Source organism: Paenibacillus sp. NPDC057886, from assembly GCF_042796655.1.
GTDB lineage: Bacteria > Bacillota > Bacilli > Paenibacillales > Paenibacillaceae > Paenibacillus.
Window position 1 is genome coordinate 159,509 of sequence record NZ_JBHVMZ010000007.1, and the last position, 18,395, is coordinate 177,903.

The 18,395-nt window shown below is 44.8% G+C and carries 18 protein-coding genes and 1 pseudogene; 3 read left to right on the plus strand and 16 right to left on the minus strand.

Translation table 11 applies throughout. The annotated features are described in order from the left end of the window. Positions 1–11: 11 nt before the first annotated feature. Positions 12–1,951 (minus strand): annotated as a pseudogene (locus ACFVQB_RS23690) (beta-glucoside-specific PTS transporter subunit IIABC). Between the two features lie 364 nt (positions 1,952–2,315). Here ACFVQB_RS23690 and ACFVQB_RS23695 point away from each other — a divergent pair. Continuing rightward, a complete protein-coding gene (locus tag ACFVQB_RS23695; RefSeq protein WP_379444919.1) occupies positions 2,316–2,780 on the plus strand; it encodes a hypothetical protein in 465 nt (154 codons plus the stop codon). Positions 2,781–2,852: 72 nt separating this feature from the next. On the opposite strand, the gene ACFVQB_RS23700 is transcribed toward ACFVQB_RS23695, so the two are convergent. The 6 genes from ACFVQB_RS23700 to ACFVQB_RS23725 all read right to left on the minus strand — a co-directional run bounded on the left by ACFVQB_RS23700 (position 2,853) and on the right by ACFVQB_RS23725 (position 9,303). Further along, entirely contained in the window at positions 2,853–3,731 is an 879-nt protein-coding gene (locus ACFVQB_RS23700) for a hypothetical protein (protein WP_379444923.1), read from the minus strand. 1,253 nt (positions 3,732–4,984) lie between these two features. After that, on the minus strand, positions 4,985–6,280 hold the full coding sequence (locus ACFVQB_RS23705; protein WP_379444926.1) for an ABC transporter permease: 1,296 nt from the start codon (positions 6,278–6,280) through the stop codon (positions 4,985–4,987). Further along, positions 6,273–7,175, minus strand: a complete 903-nt coding sequence (locus ACFVQB_RS23710) for an ABC transporter ATP-binding protein (RefSeq protein WP_379445492.1) — start codon at positions 7,173–7,175, stop codon at positions 6,273–6,275. The genes ACFVQB_RS23705 and ACFVQB_RS23710 overlap by 8 nt, the downstream gene beginning before the upstream one ends. A gap of 20 nt (positions 7,176–7,195) precedes the next feature. Next, positions 7,196–8,092: an ATP-binding cassette domain-containing protein gene (locus ACFVQB_RS23715; RefSeq protein ID WP_379444930.1), complete on the minus strand. Its 897-nt coding sequence runs from the start codon at positions 8,090–8,092 to the stop codon at positions 7,196–7,198. 15 nt (positions 8,093–8,107) lie between these two features. Next, positions 8,108–8,497, minus strand: coding sequence for a GntR family transcriptional regulator (locus ACFVQB_RS23720; protein WP_379444934.1), 390 nt, complete (start codon positions 8,495–8,497; stop codon positions 8,108–8,110). A gap of 92 nt (positions 8,498–8,589) precedes the next feature. Continuing rightward, positions 8,590–9,303, minus strand: coding sequence for a hypothetical protein (locus tag ACFVQB_RS23725; RefSeq protein WP_379444937.1), 714 nt, complete (start codon positions 9,301–9,303; stop codon positions 8,590–8,592). Positions 9,304–9,541: 238 nt separating this feature from the next. Here ACFVQB_RS23725 and ACFVQB_RS23730 point away from each other — a divergent pair, with 238 nt between their 5' ends. Further along, complete coding sequence (locus ACFVQB_RS23730) at positions 9,542–9,859, plus strand: hypothetical protein (RefSeq protein WP_379444941.1); 318 nt, start codon at positions 9,542–9,544, stop codon at positions 9,857–9,859. A 162-nt stretch (positions 9,860–10,021) separates the two neighbouring features. Here ACFVQB_RS23730 and ACFVQB_RS23735 read toward each other — a convergent pair whose 3' ends face one another. The 9 genes from ACFVQB_RS23735 to ACFVQB_RS23775 all read right to left on the minus strand — a co-directional run bounded on the left by ACFVQB_RS23735 (position 10,022) and on the right by ACFVQB_RS23775 (position 17,642). After that, positions 10,022–10,315 (minus strand): hypothetical protein, encoded by a 294-nt coding sequence (locus ACFVQB_RS23735; RefSeq protein ID WP_379444944.1) that lies wholly within the window; start codon positions 10,313–10,315, stop codon positions 10,022–10,024. Positions 10,316–10,426: 111 nt separating this feature from the next. Further along, positions 10,427–10,891 carry a DUF420 domain-containing protein gene (locus ACFVQB_RS23740; RefSeq protein ID WP_109999160.1) on the minus strand — a complete coding sequence of 155 codons (465 nt, stop codon included), beginning with the start codon at positions 10,889–10,891 and terminating at the stop codon, positions 10,427–10,429. A gap of 36 nt (positions 10,892–10,927) precedes the next feature. Next, a complete protein-coding gene (gene ctaG, locus ACFVQB_RS23745) occupies positions 10,928–11,851 on the minus strand; it encodes a cytochrome c oxidase assembly factor CtaG (RefSeq protein ID WP_379444949.1) in 924 nt (307 codons plus the stop codon). A 106-nt stretch (positions 11,852–11,957) separates the two neighbouring features. Further along, positions 11,958–12,278: a cytochrome C oxidase subunit IV family protein gene (locus tag ACFVQB_RS23750; RefSeq protein WP_076290536.1), complete on the minus strand. Its 321-nt coding sequence runs from the start codon at positions 12,276–12,278 to the stop codon at positions 11,958–11,960. Between the two features lie 3 nt (positions 12,279–12,281). Next, a complete protein-coding gene (locus ACFVQB_RS23755; RefSeq protein ID WP_379444955.1) occupies positions 12,282–12,908 on the minus strand; it encodes a cytochrome (ubi)quinol oxidase subunit III in 627 nt (208 codons plus the stop codon). After that, the gene (gene ctaD / locus ACFVQB_RS23760) at positions 12,905–14,755 is read right to left on the minus strand and encodes a cytochrome c oxidase subunit I (protein ID WP_373561767.1); all 1,851 of its coding nucleotides are present in this window, start codon (positions 14,753–14,755) and stop codon (positions 12,905–12,907) included. Before ctaD ends, ACFVQB_RS23755 begins: the two co-directional genes overlap by 4 nt. A 71-nt stretch (positions 14,756–14,826) precedes the next feature. After that, on the minus strand, positions 14,827–15,879 hold the full coding sequence (gene coxB, locus ACFVQB_RS23765; protein ID WP_379444956.1) for a cytochrome c oxidase subunit II: 1,053 nt from the start codon (positions 15,877–15,879) through the stop codon (positions 14,827–14,829). 581 nt (positions 15,880–16,460) lie between these two features. Beyond that, positions 16,461–17,222 (minus strand): type I methionyl aminopeptidase, encoded by a 762-nt coding sequence (gene map / locus ACFVQB_RS23770; RefSeq protein ID WP_379444958.1) that lies wholly within the window; start codon positions 17,220–17,222, stop codon positions 16,461–16,463. 231 nt (positions 17,223–17,453) lie between these two features. Next, on the minus strand, positions 17,454–17,642 hold the full coding sequence (locus tag ACFVQB_RS23775; protein WP_017690840.1) for a hypothetical protein: 189 nt from the start codon (positions 17,640–17,642) through the stop codon (positions 17,454–17,456). Between the two features lie 397 nt (positions 17,643–18,039). On the opposite strand from ACFVQB_RS23775, the gene ACFVQB_RS23780 reads away from it, so the two are divergent. After that, the gene (locus ACFVQB_RS23780) at positions 18,040–18,321 is read left to right on the plus strand and encodes a transposase (protein WP_379444962.1); all 282 of its coding nucleotides are present in this window, start codon (positions 18,040–18,042) and stop codon (positions 18,319–18,321) included. Positions 18,322–18,395 lie beyond the last annotated feature (74 nt).

The window sequence follows — 18,395 nt, forward strand, 5'->3', positions numbered from 1 at the left end:
CAATTACCTCCCTATTTTTGCGCGTATACTTTGAGTAACGGTTCTTTTTCATTTACCCTGTCATTTTCAATTCCTACAATGTCGTAATACATGGACGTATTAGTAATAACAATGGGGGTTACCGTTTCATAACCGGCATCCTGGATCGCCTGCAAATCAAACACTACAATGACATCTCCGACCTGAACCCGATCCCCATCCGTCACGAATGCATTGAAATACTGGCCTTTTAACTGAACGGTATCTTGTCCAATATGAATGAGTAATTCTACTCCGTCATCACTGATAATACCAATGGCATGTTTCGTACGGTAAATCGTTTGTACAATACCGTTTACTGGAGATACAACACGTCCAGTTGTAGGGTGGATGGCTATCCCTTTGCCCATATACTCTCCTGCGAAAGTTTCGTCCTTATTTCTTGGAGTCTAACTACAGCACCGGTCATCGGACTAACGATTTCAAAAGGTTGGTCATTTAATTGACTTGTATTGGGAACGACTTCTTGTTTTTCAGCAATATTGGTTGATATCGTTTCTGTTGGATCTTTAAAACCAATGAAGTAGGTCAACACAAACCCAAAAATAAAGGCGACGGCAGTTGCAATGAGTGACATATAAAAACTGAAATCAATACCGGCTACCTCATTTACAAAGTTGGGATAGCCGAACACGCCGAGGCCTCCAAGAATGTAAAATTTTGATCCTACATATCCCAAAAGACCTCCACCGATCCCTCCGGCAATACAACTCATAATGAATGGTCTTTTTAAAGGCAAGGTCAGACCATATATTGTAGGCTCTGTGACACCAAAAATCCCAGAAATGAACGCTGGTACACTCAATGCTTTTGTTTTTCGATTTTTTGTTTTGATCAGAACCGCTAGAACCGCACCGATTTGTGCAAATGAAGCTCCAAAAGAAAGCGCCATAATTGGATCTGATCCTAGTGTTCCAATATTCAGCAGCGCAATGGGAATGATTCCCCAATGAAGTCCAAAAAGAACCAAAACCTGCCACATGGAGCCTATAATTATACCTGTTAAAATAGGGCTAAATCCGTAAATTTCAGTAGCGCCTGCGCTAATCAAATTTCCTGCCCATGTAGAGATTGGCCCTATTACCAAAAAAGTAGCAGGGACGATTATAAGCATCGTAAAAAAGGGAACCAAGAACGTTCGTACCACTTGTGGTATAACTCTTTTTAGACCCTTTTCTAATTTTGAAGCAGAAAATGAAGCCAAAATGATGGGTATGACCGAGGAAGAATACGTCATTAAAATTACAGGAAGACCCAGAAACGTGATATGAATTGGAGATTCAAAAATAGTTCCCCCAAACAAAACGCATTGAGGATCTCCTTCACTTAAACTAGACAACGTTGGGTAAACGAGAGAGGCTCCAATAGTCATTCCTATAAAGGGTGACCCACCGAATTTTTTCATTGCAGTGTATCCTAAAAATATAGGGAAGAAGTAAAACAGACAATCTCCAGTTGCTTTTAGTAATTGATACGTCCCAGATGTTTCTGTAATCCACCCGAAAGACAAAAACAATTCGTTGAATCCTTTAATCATACCTGTCGCAGCCAACAAACCAAGTAATGGCTGAAAAACACCTGATATCATATCAATAAAACGGTTGAAGATATTTTCTTTGGTTGTTTTTTTGTCATTGGAACTTAATGTCTCTTCATCATCTGCAGACCAATTTCCAATTTTTGCAATTTCCTTATATACATCCGGAACCTCGTTTCCAATCACAACTTGGTATTGACCCCCACTTTGCATAACCGTAATGACCCCAGACAGTTTTTTTAATTCCTCTGTTTGGGCCAATCTTTCGTCCCTTAATTGGAAGCGCAATCTTGTTATACAATGAACAACGCTGTTAACGTTTTCAACACCGCCAATTCGTGACAAAATCTCCTTGGCCAACTGGTCATAATTCATGATGAGTGCTCTTCCTCTCTGGCTGTGACTTTGCATCAAAAAAACTGAATAGCTGCCTAGTGAATAGACTCTAGACATCATTTCCATGCTGACATTCAGCGTTCTGGGGTTTTGCATAACGACGCTCAATTCTGCAAAGCTATTTTAGTAATTTTCAATTTGTCAACAGGCTTCGAATTTTATGAAAAGTTAGCGGAAAGTACGTTTTTATCTGGCCAGAAATGGTATTGCCTGATTGAACAGTCACAACCCAGTTGATGTACACGCTCTCTTTGCGGACAATTAGTGCTGGCCGCAGTCACGAGGATGAAAACGAGTTAGAAGAATATCGTTAAACAAGAGTGAGTGGGTATCCAGGTCAACGGTGGCTAGATTAGAAATCTTGATAAAACCTTTTGGTTACTTTTATGCTATAATATGGACAAAAAATCTAAAGGAGTTGTATTGTATCTCTAAGCGGATAATTATTCTTGTTTTGTTAACTTCACTATTGTTTTTGTATGGTTGCACGAACAAATCCATAAATGAAAAGCGTTTAGTTGCAAAGTCGGATAATTGGGTAGTTACCATTGATCTTGTTTTAACAGAAGATAAGTACGAAGAAATCCCTTCCATACAATATATTGGTGAAGGCACTGTTGATGAAGGGGTTGAAGTGAAAATTATACATCCAAACAACAGTGGAACTAAAAACACAGTTGATACATCAATTTCACCTAATGAAGTCATTGGGCTACCTACAAGGAGCACTGTGGATGATTGGAAAGATATAAAAAGTGTAAAGGTAATATGGGGAGAAAATGTTGAGGACATTCCAGTAACCGAATGAACACTGAATAAGGCCCTTTGCTCCATTAAAGCAAAGGGCCTTTTTTTTGTTTTTATTTAGTGAATATATCCATTAGTAGTTTTTGTGTACCCAATCCCAACGAGTACCAACTTCATCGGACGGATCGTAGTTTGATGAAGGAGATATCGAAATTGTAGGGACTCCCGAGAAACCAAGCTCACCATTTGCAGCAAAAGTTTTGTGGTAATATTTACCTACAGCAGAGCTTCGAGCAGGGCCGTTGTTATTGTTATGTGCCTTACCAGCTTTTACTTGTCCGGAACCTTTATGTCCGTTAACCGTGTAATAGCCGCAGTCTTGGGTCCACCAGCTACCAATTAGGTTAATAGCCCAACCAATCCCAGCTCCAGGATTGTATGTGCTGTATCCCGACCAAACAGTACCGCCGTTAGTTCTTGTAGCTGGGCAACCTGGGTATGCAGTTGGTCGGTCTTGTTTTCCTCTTGCCTGATAAGAATACTTTGCTGTAGAAGGATCTGGGTGGAAACCATCGGTCCAAGCAATCCCGAATTTTTCTTCAGATGTGAAAACGGGGTCGTAACTCCAATCCCAGTTATATGAAAAGATGAAATCAACATATCCTGTTTTAGCTTTGACTTGACTTACTACCAAGCTATGGTTCCAGTTAGGTAATGCCATAAGTCTAAAATCCTCGGAAATCCCTTCTTGAGTCTCAGTTAGTTGACCAAGAGCATTTTTGTGAGCTGTAAAGGTTGCTTCTTCTTCATAAAGATAATTCTTTTGATACAGTTCCAGTGTATCGATTACTTCTTGTGTGTATCCTGCGTTTTTCAAATAGGTATTGATCTCTTGCTCGTTTGCTCCTTTCAGTTCAATAACTTGATCCTCTGCGGCTGCAGATCCAGCTAAAACACTTGCAAATAAGCTCAAAATTACTAGTACGGTTGTAAACCTTTTTTTCTTTACCATTTTAACTTTACATCCCTTCTCTGTGATAATATAGTATAAAACAGGTTTATAATACTATTTAATTCCATTTATGTATATGGGTACAAGGTCGTAGGAGAATGGTGTATTTCTTTATTTACATAAATCTGAGCCGCTGCGTATTCCAATAGTTTTCCCAGGTATAGCTGAGGCTGATTTGAAAGCAGCCTGGTTACTCGGAGTCGAACGTGCCGGCGAAATTATTCCTGCAGGTATGGTGAAGTTTGGACTCACTCCGGATCTGCGCAAGAAGGTGTATCCTGTACTGAAAAGTAATATCACTACACAATCTGACCAGTTCTCGTATGTGAAGCCTTTGTGTGTATGTCGATGTACGTTTTTGGGAACGGACTGCTGCAGGTAAAAAGAGACTGCCGGTGGTCCTAACTCGGTTGTAAAACAATCAGAGACATTATCAGTAACCCCTTTATATGATAACGGGCACGAACTGTTTCAGAAGGCTAAAGAACTCGGTCTTGAGGGTTTGTGTCAGTATAATGGGGATGCTCCAATGATTTTAGATGGGCGTTCAGAACGTCACGTCGTTAAGGCAAAAGCGTATCAATACATTACCTGCCAGATAGAATCTATGCGGATCAAGGGGAGCTTTGGGTGGGGTCTATCAGTAAACGGTAAGTATGTTGGTATGCTGGAATTTCCGCCTAGCCTTGAAGAAATACGCGCGTTTAATCATATATCGAAGCAGCTCATTTGTGGCGAAAGTAAAGGTTGTCTGGTTGGCCTTGTTTATCATTTTCGACGTGATCGAACTCCAATGAGTGTATGGTACTAAATCCATTGAATATTGGATCACTTGCACTATCTTAATCAGCCTATATTACTTAAAAATTCCAATATATAATTCATTTGATACAACCTTCTAATCCCTTATCTAATATATCTATAGTAACTCCTCGTTTCTATAAAACTATATTTACCAAAGAAAACCCAATATACATGTATCTTAGTTACATTCACTTTTATTTATTTTTTTTGGTAAAATAGGGACTACTAAAAGCAGTCCCATCATTTATCATTAAATCCCTATTATTAATATTATTATTCCAATTATAAGAATACCACCTACTACAGACACTCGAAGCAATTTAAAAATTTTAAATTGCATTATATTGAATAAATATACATTTATCACTAATTATGAAAAAGTTTTCTCATAAATTATGAAAATATTATCACTAATTATGACAACGCACACCCGTTTCCGTAAACTTGGATCAGATTTTATACGCCTTCATCGCTTTGAACAATTCCTTGAACGTTGGGCGTTTACCATACATCAGCACACCTGTACGGTAGATTTTCGCAGCGAGCCAGCCGAAGATCATAATCGATACCACAAGAATGGCCAGAGACGTCCAGATCTGCCAGGTTGGCGCAACGCCTGCACCAATCCGTACCAGAATTGCCGTTGGCGATGTGAACGGAATGAAGCTTGCTACTTTCAACAACAGGATGTTCGGTGTAGCAATACTGAAGATCGCGATATAGAAGGAAACCAGGGACAACATCGTAATCGGCAATACGGCCTGACCCAGTTCTTCTGTCCGACTCACCATCGAACCAATGGCCGCGAACATCACCGCATACAGGAAGTAACCCAGAATGTAGAAGATGAGCCCATATACAATGACTGCGACGTTCACATCACTCAGATTCATATTGAAATCGCTCAATACATCACGGTTATGTGGTAACAGCATATTGCCGGCAACTACCGCACCGAAAATACCGATTTGCAGCAACCCTACCATGAAAATACCAATGATTTTACCAAACATCTGACTGAGCGGAGATACACTCGTAATCAAAATCTCCATAATACGCGAGCTCTTCTCGGCTGTAATCTCGGAAGCAATCATATTACCTGTCATCATCGTTGATGTGAACAACAGGATAATCAGCAGGTATACAACAATGTAGTTGATGCCACTCATGGTACCTTCCGACTCCGCAGCAGCTCCACTTTGGTCAGAATCAAGGTTTTGCTCTGTCAGTTTTACCGGCGTACTGATGAGCTGTTTTTGTTCCGCCGTTAGTGTGTCCTTCACCACCACATCCAGCTTCACAATTTGCAGGGCAGCTTCAATGGGTGCTATAACCTGCGGGGAAATATCTTCGCTTGAGTACAAGACCGGCTGTGGGAAATCTTGCCCAGCAACAGGTTCAAACTTCAGGTACCCATCCAGAAGCTCCGACTCCACATCGGCTTTGAGTGCCGCTTCATCTTTACTCGCGTCGTTAACAAAACGATACGTCTGGTTGCCTTGTGCGGAGGAGTATGTCTCCAGCTTCTCGGCTACCTCCGTTTGTCCCGTGCTCAGCAGACCGATATTCACCGGATTCGTGCTTGAGCCTCCACCGATGGGACCACCATTAAATAAAGTAATGAAATATGGAATATTGAGTCCAATCGTAATTAAAAGTGCAAGTACAATAGTCGTCACCATGAAAGACTTTGTTTTCACTTTATTTTTGAACGTAAATCCGATAATCGTCCCCATTTTATTCATTCGACTCACCTACCTCACGAATAAAGATTTGGTTAAGCGTTGGTTCCTTGATTTCAAAATGTTCAACGGTCGTCTGAGCCATGGCTGCTCTCAGAATTTCCTGAGCTGCTTCCATCTGACCAATATGGATCAGGTATCCACGCTCATTTTGCTCTACCTTTTTCACACCCGGTAACTGTTCCAGCCCGTTGACATTTCCCGTTGTGCTCAGGAATACCTGCTCACGTGGATAACGACTCTTGATCTCCTTGATCTCTCCCTGCACAACAGTGTTGGAGCGATGCAGAATTGTGATCTGACGACATAATTCTTCAACGTGCTCCATACGGTGTGTCGAGAACAGAATGGCTGTGCCTTCGTCACGCAACTCCTTCACCGTGGATTTCAGCAATTCCACGTTCACTGGATCGAGTCCGCTAAAGGCTTCATCCAGAATGAGAATTTGCGGTCTGTGAACCACTGCGGCAATAAAGCCCATCTTTTGCTGATTCCCTTTGGATAGTTCCTCAATCTTTTTGTCGTAATACTCCGGCACTTCGAATCGGTCCAACCAATACTTCAGGCTCTGATCCGCATCCTTTCCATTCATGCCGCGCAGACGGGCCAGATAGTTGATCTGTTCACTGACCTTTACCTTTGGATACAAACCGCGCTCTTCCGGAAGATATCCCATAATCTGCTGCAATTCTGTGCTATAGGGTTTGCCGTTGTACTGGATATTTCCGCCGTCCGGGTGGATCAGCCCAAGCACCATACGCATCGTTGTTGTTTTACCAGCACCGTTGGCTCCGAGCAGACCGTAAATCTCCCCTTCTTTTACATTAAGCGTCACACCATTAACTGCCGTTTTGTCTGCGTATTGCTTGACTACCTGCTTCAATTCCAATCGGTTCATCATTTATCGTCTCCCTTCGGTTATTTCCACTGTACGGGTGCATACCCGGCAATCCAGAAAGCCAAGACTTCATCCAGTTCCAAGTTACGGATTTTCAATACCCGGTTATTTGCCAGCTCCAGCCTTTCCTGCGCTTCACTTACACGGGTTGTAATGATGCGAACCAGCCCTCTCTCTTCAGAAGAAGATTCCACAACACCAGGGATACTCTCTGGTCGCAAGTCTCCTTCATACCAGACTTCTTTCCACTGATCGAGCACCATATCTTTCTCGGCCATCCCCAGGGACTGACCACGGTGCATCAATACGATGTAATCTGCAAGCCTTTTAACTTCATCTGCAATATGTGTGGCAATCAGAATCGTGGTGTCTCCCTCAGCCATGAAGGTACGGAACTGCTCGACCATCACTTTCCAGGCAAAGGGGTCCAGACCTGATGAAGGCTCATCCAAAAGCAATAATCTTGGGCGAGCTGCGATTGCAGCAGCGATCTCGAATTTCCGCCGTTCTCCCTTGGACATCTTGTTCAGCTTCACATCAACAGGTACTTCCATATCGTGAACCAGTTGGTTGAACAACTTCATATCCCAACGCGGGTACCAATAGGCCCGAAAATCAGCTGCTTCCTGTGCAGTAATCCGGTTCTCTTCGAGTCCAGCGTTGTCAGCCACAAAACCGATCTGTTGTCTCAGTTCAATGGGAAGAGGCCCCTCATGTTCCTTCCCAAACCATATAATCTGTCCGGCATCTGGCAGTACCACTTGTTGTAGCATGTTAAGAAGTGTGCTTTTGCCTGAACCGTTATGACCGAGAATAGCAACTACATACCCTTCCGGGATGGTCAGATCGATCGGGCCAATAACTCTGCGTTTTCGCATTTTGGATACGCCGTTCAACTGAACTGCTATGGGTTCCATGTATGAATCACTCCCTCACTTCGAGTAAACAGCCTTCAGGACTTCCCGGAAAAGAGTCTCCAGTTCTTCTTCCGTACATCCTACCGATTTTCCGGACTGTACCGCTGCCTGCATCGCTTCCTGCGCGGCCTTCAATCTATAATTTTCTCTGTCGCCGGCTTCTACTTGGGCCACAAATGTACCTGTCCCCTGCTTCGTACGAAGCAGGCCTTCATTCTCCAGATCCTGATAGACCCGTCTAACCGTTATAACACTGCAATTCAGCGCTCCGGCGAATTCGCGAATGGACGGCAAATGTGTTCCCTCCCCCAACTGACCTGTAACAATTAACGATCTTAACTGATTTTCAATTTGGTGATATAAAGGTTCAGCGCTATTTTCATTAATTTGAATGGGTATTTTCACATCTTGCACCTCGCCCTCCGGTACACTCCAGTCTGTTACCTGTCCGTGCCGGTTTCATCCTGTATTCATTCTTGCGTTCATCCCTCATACCGTTAACTCAAATCCCGAGTGGAAAGTTTCTTCAGCGTCAATCGACTGAAAAGCCATAATCCCGCTATGCCAGCCACCAAAGCAACCCACATAATCGGGGAAAGCAGCCCCCATGATTTACTCATATCAATTACAATCGAAAATCCGTAACTGCCCGACATTCGGATCAGCAAGGATATGATGATCGTAAGCGGCAAGAACAGCGCACTGATTAGCAAATATTTTTTACCACTGTGCAGCAACTCTCCGTAAATATATAAGCCTGTCATGAGAAGTCCGTATCCCGTACAAGTTATACCAAAGGCCAGGTACTGATCCCACCGGAACCCTTCCTCGTGCAACCCGACCACATACAGTGATCCATAGAAAAAGATTCCATTGTACGCAAACGCCATCAGAGACTGCTGAAGTCTCGACCACATCACTGTCTCGTTTGGTATGGGAAGTCTGCGATAGTAGGCCAACATCTGTGTATAGGAATCCTCCTGTATGTAACGGAAAGATCGTCTGCCGAACACGAATCCCTGAAATGGCACCATGATTAAAAAGAAAGTATCTACAACAGGATTAATGAAATTTGTCTTCTGTTGTCCTAATAACATCACACCACTCATGCCGCCAGTGTATATCATAAAAATTGCAGTCCACAGCCATTGGAGCTTATCCTTGTTCATCTCACTACGGGTCAACCACCACGCCTGCTTCCATGCGCTCATATCATTGCCTGCCTTTCCATCTGTCATTGGAACACCTTACTCACTGTGTCTACTGTATATATCAATATGCACAGTATATAGACCGCTCCTATTCCCGTCAACCCCTTATTTTCCTGAATCAGGAAGAATGAATGGGATTAGAATCAGAGTTACGATAAAATAAAACTTGATTCTGAGTGCTTCATTGTAAAATCATTCGTTCAGCTTTTATAGATACATAGAAAGGATTGATTCTTTTATGGATTGGCTGGTTGAAATCGGGTTTGTGTTCCTTTTTCTAATTGTGGTCATCTGGCTCATTGTTCGCGACGAACCCAAACGGCATTCTGCCAAAAAAGGCAGGCATCGTGTAAATCGTAATAACGGCTACACCGACTCATCTACGGCGTACCCGGTCATTACCACCAATGATGACTCCTATACTCATCATTCCAAACACACTCACGATCACAAGCATCATGATAGTGATTCTTTTTCAGGATCTAATCACCATCACAGCAGCGATAGCGGAAGCAGCAACGACAGTGGTGGAGATAGCGGTGGTGGTGGAGATTAAGATAACTCCTAAAACCAAAAAAAGAGCTGTATCCGATATTGTGCGAACACAATTCGGAACAGCTCTTTCCTGTTTCCCGGCACCTGAATACAGAAGAGGTCTAATCCTTAAACGAGGTCGTAGCCACTCGGCAGAGCCCGATTACTGCGAATCGCGCGAATCTCAGGAAATCAGGGATTCTACATCATTGCCACGAATCAGATCATCCAAATCTCTCAAATTGGTGTTCCCACGATAGACGCGGAATCCGCCATGAAAGTTAGGTCTCGTAAACACAACCAACGTTGCATTCGAACTTGTCGAGAAGAAACGCAGGCACTCTACCCCACCCAGGATGTTATCAAGATTACGGAGACCTGTGTTACCACGGTATACCCTGCTTTCTCCACGATAATCCTCTTCTGAATACACCGTGAGACGTGGATACGTTTGACTTACATGGACTGTTTTTTTCATTTGTTTCCCCCTCTCGATCTCATTCTATGGAATGAATGCGAGAGGAAGCTTGGACCAATCAACAGATGGATTCATCCGTTTTCATATTTTCAAAGAATTCAATTCATCACATTAAACACCCAGAATGACTTCCCATACCGGGCGTGTGTGCCCACCAGGATAAAGCAGGTACAACAGGACGTATACAATAACGCCTGTGATAGCACTGCTAAACCAGATCATGGATGTGAATCTCCCCCAGCGGCGATGCGTCTTGAATTTCTTTTTGAACCCAAGCACCAAAGTGGAAATGCCAAAGACCGCTGCCACCGTGGCGAGGACAATATGAAAGATCAGAAATATTCGATAGAAGATCTCCATCTCCGGGTCCCCACCCCAAGCCGTATTCCCGACAAAGATGGTACGAGACATATAAATGACAAAGAACAGAAGGGCAGCAATGGCCCCTGCAATCATCGCGGTTTGGTGCGCCTCCCGTTTGCCACGGATAATTAGCACCCAGCCAATTCCTACCAGCACCGCGCTAATCACAATGAAAGAAGTACTGATCGTGGGTAGCAGAAAATACATATCCATCGTGTGTTTCCCCCTCTTGTCCAAACAAGACTTGTGTTATTTCGCTGCAGGATTAAGCGGTCCTCCCGAATTCTCTACAGGGTACGGATCATCATCATCTTCCTGTTTTTCCTTGCGGTACCATTGGAAAAAGACATACGCCAGCATGGAGACGAAGATGCCTTCCTGTATGAATTTCATCAAAATACCGCCCACCTGCTGATCCTCCTTGGCAGAGGACAGGAAGTTGAAGAACGCCGGTCCACCGAATGATCGCAGTAATGCCGTGGAATCGCCAGATACACAATACCGCATTGCCTCAGCCCATACGGCAGGATTGCTGTAGGTCGCATACAACGGTTCGGAAGCAAAAATAATCAGTCCACAAGCTGGTGTCAGAAGCACCATGTTCAGAAAAATAAATCCAATCTTGGACAGCCCCGACGCTTGTCTCCCTTCCGGCAACGGATTGAGCAGCGTCCACCACATCAGCATGGAAGTAATGAAAAGTACAATGTAATACAAACGGTGAACCGTAAAATTTAACATCACGTAATCATGTACCACGGGTAGATGATATAACGAGAACAATCCGTTGAACAGCACAGCCGCTACGATCGGATGGGCCAAAAAAGATAACTGCCGTGTTGGCAGCCACCGGATGACTCCGCGCCATACCCAAAGGGGCAATCCCTTCATCAGTAGCGGTGGCGCTACCAGATAGGACAGAGCCATACTCACCATATGGAAGCTGAACATCACATGACCCAGCAGATTGAATGGCCCCGCTTGTGCAAGATATAGCACAGTAAGCCCAGTAATAAACATAATTTTCTGCGCAACCGTGGCCTGATCTGCCCCCTTGATCCGCTCACTGAACGGACCAACGAGCACTAGATAAGCTGCGGCAATGAGCAGAAATAATGCCAGAATAAGTGGACTCCATAAATCGTTGAAACTAAAATATTGCAACCCGAGCATACGGGAAACCTCCCCGTGACCTGATTTGGTTGTTGCCTGAATCCAATACGGGATTGATTCGCCTAAAAGGGGAAAAGACGGCGACACTGCGCCGCCGCCATCTCTTTTACCACCAAACCCAATAGAGTGCCATAATGATGCACGTAAAAGCTACGAAAAATCCGAAGCACATGAACAGGATCGGCATCAAATGCCCTTTATCCTTCAAGTGCATCCAGTAACCGAGCTGTACAAACACCTGAAGGATCGCCATAACCACCAATATAATAATGGTAAAGGTCGTATTAACTCCTCCCGCGGCAGCAGCCGCGAACGCAATTAGCGTCAGGACAATCGAGAAGATAAAAACAACGACGTGTTTCTGTGGCCCTTCCGCCCGGTGACGATGCTTCACAGGCTGCTGATCACTCTTATCCTGTACCGACATGTGTTACCCCACCTTTCCGAGCAGGTACACGACCGTAAAGATAAACACCCAGACCACGTCAATAAAGTGCCAGTACATTGCGGAGACGTATACTTTAGGTGCAGTTACGACCGTTAATCCTTTTCTGAACAGTTGACCGATAATGAGCCCGATCCACATAATACCGAATGCAACGTGAGCTCCGTGGAACCCAACCAGCGTATAGAACGCTGAACTGAATGCACTTGTCGTCATGCCGAACTCTTTATGTTTCACATATTCATAGAACTCGTAAATTTCCAGACCGAGGAATCCGAGACCCAGTACAACGGTAATGCCAAGCCAGAGAGCAAGAGCATTGCGCTTTCCCTTGTGCATAGCCTGGATGGCAAATACACTTGTCAAACTGCTGACTAGGAGAATAAAGGTTGCGGCAGCCACGAGTGGCAGATGAAACAATTCATTCGCCGTCGGTCCGTCATTCGTTTGGCCACGGAGGGCCAAAAAGGTTGCGAAGAGGGTTCCGAACAACACCGTCTCGCCGCCAAGGAACAACCAGAAGCCAACAAGCTTGTTGCGTCCTTCGAGCGTTGCTTTCTCTGGCTCATGCGGCAACTCGCCGTTTACCGGTTCGGCATGTGAAGTTGTCATGTTCTAACCCCCTTCTCATCCTGATCCTCCGGTTCAATATGCCAGCCATGATCATCGTAGAGTGAACGCAGCGCCATCGCACCAAATGTAATCAGAAGGCCAATAATGACCACAATATAATTGTTGAACAATCCGTTCATAAACGCATTGCCAAAATCATCCTTGCTGAACATGAGACCAAGTCCGGCAATGAATATACCGACGGACATAACAAACGGCAGTGGAGTCGCTGACGGCATATGAATTGAACCTACAGGCTCAGCCGGTGTCATCTCCGTATGTCCTGCCATCTTTTCCTTCCAATACGCATCAATTCCGCGTACCAGAGGAGTCTGCTTAAAGTTGTATTCCGGCGGTGGAGATGGAATCGACCATTCCAACGTACGGCCATCTTCCCACGGATCATTCGGTGCATCTGCTGGTTTTCTCGTTGTAATTACGATGTTCACGAGGAACATGATAACCCCAACACCCATCAGGAATGCACCAACGGAACTCACCAGGTTAAGCAGATCAAAATCCTGATTCGGCAAGTATGTAACGATCCGACGCTGCATCCCCATCAGACCAAGGAAATGCTGTACAAAGAACGTTAGTTGGAAACCGATCATGAACGTCCAGAACGTCCATTTCCCGAGCGTTTCGCTCAGGACACGACCGAACATCTTCGGCCACCAGTAATGTAGTCCCGAGAACAAACCTAGCACCAATCCACCTACGATAACGTAATGGAAGTGAGCCACAACAAAGTACGTATCATGGAACTGGAAATCCGCAGGCGCAGAGGCCAGCATGACACCAGTAACCCCGCCCATAACGAAGGTTGGAACGAACCCAACAGCAAACAGGTTTGCTGCCGTAAAACGAATCTGTCCGCCCCACATCGTAAAGAGCCAGTTAAATATTTTGATCCCTGTTGGTACAGCAATCAGCATGGTTGAGATCGAGAACAATGCATTGGCGACTGTTCCTAAACCTGTCGTAAACATGTGATGCGCCCATACCATGAATCCTAAGAAGGCAATCAGGATGGTTGCAAACACCATGGAGCTGTAACCGAACAATCTTTTACGTGCAAAGGTTGGAATAACCTCAGAGATAATACCAAACGCTGGCAATATGAGAATGTATACTTCCGGGTGCCCGAAGATCCAGAAGATATGCTGCCAGAGTACCGGGTTACCGCCACCTGCAACATCGAAGAAATTGGCCCCCAGTATACGGTCAAACGTTAACAATACAAGTCCTACCGTAATGGCAGGGAATGCAAAAAGGATGATGGCTGATGTAATAAATGTGGTCCAGGTAAACATCGGCATCCGCATATAGGACATTCCCGGCGCACGCATCGTAATGATGGTGGCGAGAAAGTTAATGCCCCCGATGAGTGTCCCTAGACCAGCGATCTGGAGACCTATCGTGTAGAAATCCACACCGTGCGTCCCACTGTACTCGCTGCCAGAGAGTGGCGTATACGAAGTCCAGCCGGCATCCGGTGCCCCTCCCATCAACCAGCTCAGGTTCAAGAGCAGTCCGCCAAACAGGAACGTCCAGAAACCCAGCGCGTTAACAAAAGGGAAAGCAACGTCCCGCGCCCCAATCTGCAAAGGCACAACGGCATTCATAACGGCAAAAATAATAGGCATGACACCAAGGAAAATCATCGTTGTTCCGTGCATCGTAATCAATTCGTTGAAGACCTGCGCCGACACAAAATCATTCATCGGTTTCATGAGCTGAATCCGAATCAAAATGGCTTCAATGCCGCCGATTCCAAAGAAAAATCCACCCGCAATTAAGTAGAGCACGGCGATTTTTTTGTGATCGACGGTGGTAATCCAATCCATCAAGCCCCTATACCGCTTGACGCTATGAGCATGAGCCAAGGTTGTGTACCCCCTTCTTCGTCCTTGCTGTTCTATTCATAGTCCAATTTGTAGTTGGCCAGATATTCGGCAATTCCGTCGATTTCTTCATCTGTGAGTCCAAGGTCTTTCGGATTAGGCATCGTATTGCCCGGCTTCACGGATTGTGGATCATGGAGCCATTCTTTCATGTTGTCCAGCACCGGATTACCGTCTTCCTGGCCTTCGCCCTGATTCAGCAGAATACCTGCCACGGATTGTTTGCCGCCGATACCTGTAAGGTTAGGCGCAACTGGCCCGCCCTGATCCCCAACTGCATGGCAAGAAAGGCAGTTCGTTTTGAACTTCTCAGCCAATTGGGTATCTTCCGGAAGTACCGCCGGAGCTTTCATTTCATTGACCCATTTGTCAAAGGATTCCTGGCTGACCGCTTTTACCTTAAATTCCATGAAGGCATGCGATCTGCCGCATAATTCAGCACATTTACCTCGGTAAACGCCTTCATTTGGCGCCGAGAAGCTGAACTTGTTAAGCGTTCCATCCGGGTTTGTGTCCATTTTACCCGCAAGTGACGGCACCCAGAAGGAATGAAGCACGTCAGCGGTTTTCAATTCGAATGCGATTTTCTTTCCGGTCGGGATGATGAGGTCTTGAGCGGTGGTTACGTCATATTGAGGATAAGTGAATTCCCACCAGTACTGATGCGAGGTGACTTTGACCTGAATTGCATTTTTGTCGTTGGACAGATCTTCGCCTTGGGCAAAAATCGTTTGTACCGTCGGTACTGCCAGAACGATAACGAGCAACAACGGAATGGCTGTCCATATTACTTCCAGCTTAAAATTGCCTTCAACCTGTTCGGGCATTTCATTCTGCCCGGCTCGTCTGCGAAACCGGATCAACACATACGCAGCAATAGCAAATACAATGATGAGCACCACGATCATAATCGTAATGGACAGCTTCATCAGATCATATTGGCCTTGCGCCACAGGACCCTGAGGTTTCATTACCGACAAGTCTTCCCGCCCGCATGCGGATAGCAGCAAAGAGAACACCGCCAGCAAGGGGAGAATTCGCTTTGCAACCTGCCACTGTTTCATCATTGATCTACCCCACTTTTTTTAACATTTTCGTAGATTGCCGTTGTCGCCCGAAATAAACCCAATTCAATCCATTTCAGCACGATACACGTAATCCTGTCCGACATACAGAATGCTTACAAAAATAACGCTTCCACCACTCCCGTCATTTCCTGCTAAGGGCATGTCTGCGCATTCTTCCAATTCATTCTATATGGTTCAATCACTTATTAAATATAAGTTGAGGGTATGATTTTGTCAATCTTTGGACACATGTTCACAAATTGTTCACTATATGTAAAAAACCGCACCACAACTTGATTTGTAACCGATTTCAGTTAAAAATATTACTATCTACTTTTGAAAATTTTTGCCAAATTTCGGTGATGAAATTGATTTTTTTGCCGATATTTCTCACATTGAAAACATGCAGTATTATGCAAAAAAGAAAAGCATGCATCAGGTTGCCTCTCTTACAACTACTGGAAGCAGCAGTAAAGCTCCATACCGCTCCCTTTTAGAACTAAACGGCATGGAGCCTGAACCTATTGTAGATCCCGGACACCATTATGCAGCACCCTTACCAGCTTGCCATAAATAAGCGTTTAAGTCCCATCAGTTAGTATAAGAGGACCGTCACTTGTAATGGCTACCGTATGCTCATACTGGACGCCCCAGCTTCCATCCACTGTTCTCACCGTCCAGCCATCCTCATCCCATACAACTGCTCCAGAGCTGCCTCTTGTAAATATGGGCTCAATCGTAATGACCATGCCCTCTGTCAGCATCATGCCCGTCCTGCGTTTTCCATAAGGGAGGACGTTGGGGGGTTCATGAATATATTGACCGATTCCATGACCAATAAGAGGCTTCACAATCCCGTAACGATACAGCCTTGCTGTCCGTTCAATCGCGTTACCGATATCCCCCAGCGTATTACCTGGGACTGCCTGTGCTATCGCCTTGTGAAGCGCCCTTTCTGTTCGATTCATTAGTTTGCGTATGGACCTGCGTTGTTCACCGATCCCATACGTCCATGCAGAATCGGCAAGCCAGCCGTCTTTGTTCACCACCATATCAATAGTCACCACATCCTCTTCGGCCAGTTTCCGGTCATTAGGGAAGCCATGGCAAACCACTTCATTAACTGAAGCGCATGTAGCGTAAGGATAACCTTTGTACCCCTTTTGCTCAGGTGTAGCTCCTCTTCCAGCCAGAAAAGCCTCCACCCGTTCGTCAATATCTCCTGTCGTTACACCGGGGGCGAGCCACTTTTCAATATGCTCGTGACAGCTTCGCAGGATTCGTCCCGCTTCCCGCATGTAGCCAATCTCTTCTTTGGTTTTCAAAATAGGGTCCACATGCATTCATCCTTCCTGCCATATGTGTACTTCCATGTATATGCAGCAGGAACAGAACAAAACCCCAAAAAGTGGAGTAAAGCTCTACAGCTTATTCTGTTTACTTTTGGTGAGCTGGGTACACATTGGAAATATATACATATCATTCTCCACACAAAAAAAACCGTCTGCCGGAGCTTAACGCCCGGGAGACGGTTCTATTCATATCGGAACAGTATTATCAGAGTTGTGTGTGTTTCAGGACACGGAAGAATCCATCTTGACAAGCTCATGCTCAACCACAGAAGTCAATTCTTCCTCGTATCCACCCGTAATCCGGTATTTTCTCACGTACTCCTTCACGAATTTTTTTGGATCTTTAGGACGGAAAATCCGAGTCATTTCCCTCAAACTTTCTTTGACCTCATTGTGACCTTTCGTTGCCATTGTAATTCCCTCCCAAAACGTTGAAAGTGAATGCTCCGTTTAGAGAATGCCGAATAAGTCTTAAATGCCATTCATGAAGTTGTGTGCGCGGCTCAAAGCAAGCTTTAGGTCGGGAACCCTTGCTTAAGCAAGTACCTGACACTATAAATACCCGATATGATTCAGTTTGAATCATAATCTTATTGTAGCATATTCGGAAGTATCTTACGACTTGACGATTTTACCTAATATTTATAACGGTTTTTATGCCCAAAAAGTTTAATTCCGAATCATATGTTATAAATACGTTGCTTCTATACGGAATTAATATATCCAGCATAATACTGAACTATTCGGGGGATATTATCACGGACAACCCATACAGTTAAAATACTGGGATCTAAGGAGGCGTTGTTTTATGGATCAGAAAGATAAAGAAATGCTGCCCCTTTCGCATGAAAAGGTGGAAGTAGACGGAATATACACCAACGAAGCTGGACAAGAAGAACATCTGCATCGCGGACAACACTTCCCGGCCGATCCCGTTCTCGGCAAGACGGAATGGGAACTGACGGAATTTGCTTTTGACAACCATCACGATGGTCGTACTGACGAGCGTTTGGTTCCTAAAGAGAATGACACCGATAAGATTGGCAAGACCACACATCCACGCAAACATTTTCAGCGGGGTGACCGTTAGGGTATAAACGCAATAAATCACTTTAAAACAAGGGCGCATCATACCAATCATTGGATGGTGCTGCCCTGTTTTCT